Source organism: Pseudarthrobacter sp. GQ63 (assembly GCF_059758765.1).
Map to the genome: position 1 here is coordinate 1 of NZ_JCAXEF010000027.1, position 4,587 is coordinate 4,587.

The following is a 4,587-nucleotide window of genomic DNA, read 5'->3' on the forward strand; positions in this document are numbered from 1 at the left end:
AAGCGTCCAGGGAAACCCGGCATCAAGTGAGAGAGCGTCCCGGGAAACCCCGCATCAAGTGAGAGAGCGTCACAGGGGGGAGGGCCGGCAAATGAGTCAAAAGGCGTCCGCCGGCGGCTTCGGCCTAGACTTGCAGCCATGACCTCGAGTTCACGCAGCCCCCAGGTTCGCCGAGCGACCATCCTGGACGTGGCGGCCGCCGCGGGGGTCTCCCGGCAAACCGTTACCCGTGCCATGAACGACATGCCCGGAATCAGCGCTTCCACGCGTGAGCGCGTCCAGCAACTGGCTGCAGAACTCGGGTATTCCCCCAGTCGGTTCGCCAAGGGCCTGGTACAGGGCGCCCGGACATCGCTGGGACTCGCGATTCCTGATCTGACCAACCCCTACTTTCCGGCGTTTGCCTCCAGCGTGGTTGAAGAGGCGACACAGCGGGGCTGGAACGTGGTAGTAGATGATTTTGGCCACGGGAGCGGAAGTGGGCTGGACGCCGTTGCCCGGCTGGGTCCGCAGGTTGACGCGCTCGTTGGTTATCTGGGTGCCAGCTCAACTGAGGCCCAGTCCATAATGGGCCGCCGGCCCGTGGTTGTCCTCGACTATCCGTCAGGCCAGGCGGCCGGCCTTATCTCCTTCGACTACGCGTACGCGGCACAACTGGCCCTGGAACGGCTGAAGTCCGCACAGTGCCGGCGCATCGCCTACCTGGATGCGGACCTGGAGGGGTCTGCCACCACCCGCGGGCTGGCCGTGGCTACAGCGGCTGCAGATGCCGGCATCGAGCTGACGCTCCACCAGTCAGCGGACTCCGCCTCCGAAGCCCGGGAAGCCATCCGGTCCATGCTCGAGCACGACGGCAGGATTGACGGGCTCCTGGTGTTCAACGACCTCATGGCCGCGGGGGCGCTTAAGGCCTTGCGCGACGCCGGCCGGAGGGTTCCGGAGGATTGCGCCGTAATCGGTATGGACGGCATCCCTCTTGGGGAGTTGGTGACGCCGGAGCTGACCACGCTCTCACTTGACCTGAGGGCGGTAGGACGGGCCGCCGTCGACCTCGTGGACAATCTGATGTCCGGCAGGATCCAGGCAGGAAGCCGGGACAGCGAGCTGGTCCTCAAGCACCAGCTCGTGCTCCGCCAGTCGGCCTAACCCCTACTCAAACCACGGAATAGAAGCTAGGCTTGCATGCAGCACGTGAACGTTCACGTATTCCCCCGAACTCCCAAAAGCAAGGAAGCCCATGTCTGTCGAAACACCGTCCGCGCCGGCGGACAGCCCCCCGCACACCGCCCCCGGTTCAACCGACAGGAGCCTGGAGCTTGGCGTCGCGGATATCCAGGATCTCGAATCCTTTGAGGCGGGCCGGGGCACCCTGCCTGCGCGCGCCTACCTTCAGAGCGACGCCCCACGGCTGTCGCTGAACGGTGAGTGGCATTTCCGGCTCAGCCCCGGAAGCCGGGTGGCTCCTGATGATGGCTGGCAGCTGGGCGAGGCGCTGAACGGGTTCGAGAGCCTGCCGGTGCCGTCCAGCTGGCCTATGCACGGACATGGCGCACCGGCCTACACGAACGTCCAGTTCCCCTTCGCCGTGGAACCGCCGCACGTTCCGGAGGCCAACCCCATCGGTGACCACCTGGTGGTGTTTGAGGCCGGGCCCGAGTTCTTCCCGCGTGCCCTGCTGCGGTTCGACGGCATCGAGTCCGCAGGAACCGTGTGGCTGAACGGAGTGGAACTCGGAACCACCCGCGGAAGCAGGCTCGCCCACGAATTCGACGTCTCCGGGATCCTGGTGCAGGGGGAGAACACGCTGGCTGTCCGCGTCGCCCAGTTCTCGGCCGCCAGCTACGTTGAGGACCAGGACATGTGGTGGCTTCCCGGCATTTTCCGCGACGTCACCCTGCAGGCCAGGCCCGACGCCGGCATTGACGACGTCTTCGTCCACTCCGGCTACGACCACACCACAGGCGAAGGCATCCTCAAGGTGGAGGTGACGCGGGGCGGGCAGGCGACGGACGCCGTCGTCCGCGTTCCGGAACTGGGCCTGGACCTGCCCGCCGGCACTGAGGTGCGCGTCCCCGCCGTCGAACCCTGGTCCGCGGAGGTGCCGCGTCTTTACGAGGCGGCCGTCAGCGCCGCCGGAGAGTCCGTGGCACTCCAGATCGGCTTCCGCAGCATCGCCATCGAGGACGCGCAGTTCAAGGTCAACGGGCGGCGGATCCTGCTGCGCGGCGTCAACCGCCACGAGCACCATCCACGCCTTGGCCGGGTGGTTCCCCGCGACGTGGTGGAGGCGGAGCTGCGGCTCATGAAGCAGCACAACATCAACGCAATCCGGACGTCGCACTACCCGCCCCATCCTGAGTTCCTCGCACTGGCGGACCAGCTTGGCTTTTACGTTGTGCTCGAATGCGACCTGGAAACGCATGGCTTTGAGAGCGCCGGCTGGGCCCAGAACCCCAGTGATGACCCGCAGTGGGAAGCCGCACTGGTGGACCGCATGCGCCGGACGGTTGAGCGCGACAAGAACCACCCCGCGGTGATTATGTGGTCCCTCGGCAACGAGGCCGGCACGGGCAGGAACCTGGCGGCAATGTCGCGCTGGACCAAGGACCGGGATCCGTCCCGCCCCATCCACTACGAGGGGGACTGGTCCTCAGAGCACGTCGACGTGTACTCGCGGATGTACGCCAGCCATGCCGAGACGGCCTTGATCGGCCAGGGAATCGAGCCGGCCCTGGACGACGCCGCCTTGGACGCCCGGCGCCGGGCCATGCCCTTTGTCCTCTGCGAATATGTGCATGCCATGGGTAACGGCCCCGGTGGAATGAGCGAATACCAGGATCTTTTCGAGAAGTACCCGCGCCTGATGGGAGGCTTCGTGTGGGAGTGGCTGGAGCATGGCATCACAGTCTCAACCGCCGATGGTGTTGACCATTACGGCTATGGCGGCGACTTCGGTGAGGAAGTTCACGACGGCAACTTCGTCACCGACGGGCTTGTTGATGCTGACCGCAGGCCCCGGCCCGGGCTGCTGGACTTCAAGAAGGTCATAGAGCCGCTGCGCATCGACGTCGCCCGCGATTGGACAGGCTTCACCCTTCGCAACGGCCAGGACTTCGCGGACACCTCCGCGTTCAGCTTCCGCTATGGAGTGGAGGCCGACGGCGGCGCGCTCGACGGCGGGACGGTGGACGTTGCGCCCGTTGCGCCTCAGTCCAAAACAGTTGTGGAGTTGCCGGGCAGCGTCGCTGCTTTCGCCGCAGGGCTGTCCGACGGCAGGCCTGCAGTGCTCACCGTTCGTGCGGTCCTCGGCGCTGATTCCGCCTGGGCGGACGCGGGACACGAGGTGGCCTGGGGGCAGTCGGTCCGGGAGCCGGGCGCTCCCGTTTCGCCGGCGCCTGCTGAACCCGTCCAGGTGCAGGACAGCGAACTCACGCTCGGGCCGGTTGTCTTCAGCCGCGCCACCGGCATGCCTACCTCGATTGGCGGTGTCCCGGTGGAAAAGCTGGGACTGACCCTGTGGTGGGCTCCTACCGATAACGACCTTGGCCGTGAATGGGGCGGCGCCGACGAGCGGCCGCTGGCCACTCAGTGGAAGGATGCCGGACTCAACCGGCTCCACACCCGGCTGCTGGGCATCTCGGCGAACCCCGGGCAGGATGGCGGCGAAGCCCTGACGATCCGCACCCGCATGAGCGCAGCCGACAAACAGTACGGCGTGCTTGTGGACTACACCTGGAGCACTGACGGGGAAACAGTGGGACTCCGGACCCAGGTGCGGCGTGATGGCACGTGGGTCAACCGCGGCTTTGACGTCGAATGGGCCCGGATAGGGCTGGAATTTGTTTTGGGTGAAGAGACAGATTCGGTGAGCTGGTTCGGCCAGGGCCCCCACCAGAGCTACCCGGACACCGGGCAGGGGGCACGGGCGGGCTGGTTCTCCCTGCCCCTGGCGGAGATGGATGTTGAGTACGTGCGGCCGCAGGAATGCGGTGCCCGGTCAGGCTCACGGTCCGCTGCACTGCAGCTTGGCGGCCGGACGCTTGAGATCTGCGGTGATCCCTTTGCCCTGACAGTGAGGCCCTACAGCCAGGATGTGTTGGACGCAGCGGCCCACCGCCCGGACTTGAAGGCGGACGGGCGCACTTACTTGTACGTGGACCACGCGCTGCGGGGGGTGGGGACTGCCGCCTGCGGCCCCGGTGTGCTGGAGCAATACCGCCTCAAGCCGCGGGACGCCGACTTCGTGCTGACCCTGAAGGTGCACAGCTGAGGGAGCGCACAATATGTGAGCCAGTCCATACCGTGGCGTGATGACGCGCAGACAGGCCAAGACACGTCGTATGCCTCCAAAAACCCCTACTTTGCGGGGTTTTTGGAGGCATACTGCGCTCTCGCAGCAGGATTTGCGGACCGGGTTGGGGACGTGTATTGTTTTCTGAGTCGCCGCCGCTGAAGCGGAAAAATAGCGGCCAACCCCCCTTACGAACAGCCTGAAAATGGTTCGCCTGCTGGCGCGCTGGATGCGGGTGGGGCTGGTTGAGAGCAGCGTGAATCGCGAAAACGCCGATTTGCAAAGCTTCTCGAAAC

Annotated in this window: 2 protein-coding genes; both read left to right on the forward strand. The window is 65.9% G+C overall.

The window, feature by feature from the left end:
* Window positions 1–138 precede the first annotated feature (138 nt).
* Window positions 139–1,146, forward strand: coding sequence for a LacI family DNA-binding transcriptional regulator (locus tag AC6CHP_RS20640; protein WP_498232028.1), 1,008 nt, complete (start codon window positions 139–141; stop codon window positions 1,144–1,146).
* Between the two features lie 91 nt (window positions 1,147–1,237).
* Complete coding sequence (locus AC6CHP_RS20645) at window positions 1,238–4,270, forward strand: glycoside hydrolase family 2 TIM barrel-domain containing protein (RefSeq protein WP_498232030.1); 3,033 nt, start codon at window positions 1,238–1,240, stop codon at window positions 4,268–4,270.
* Window positions 4,271–4,587 lie beyond the last annotated feature (317 nt).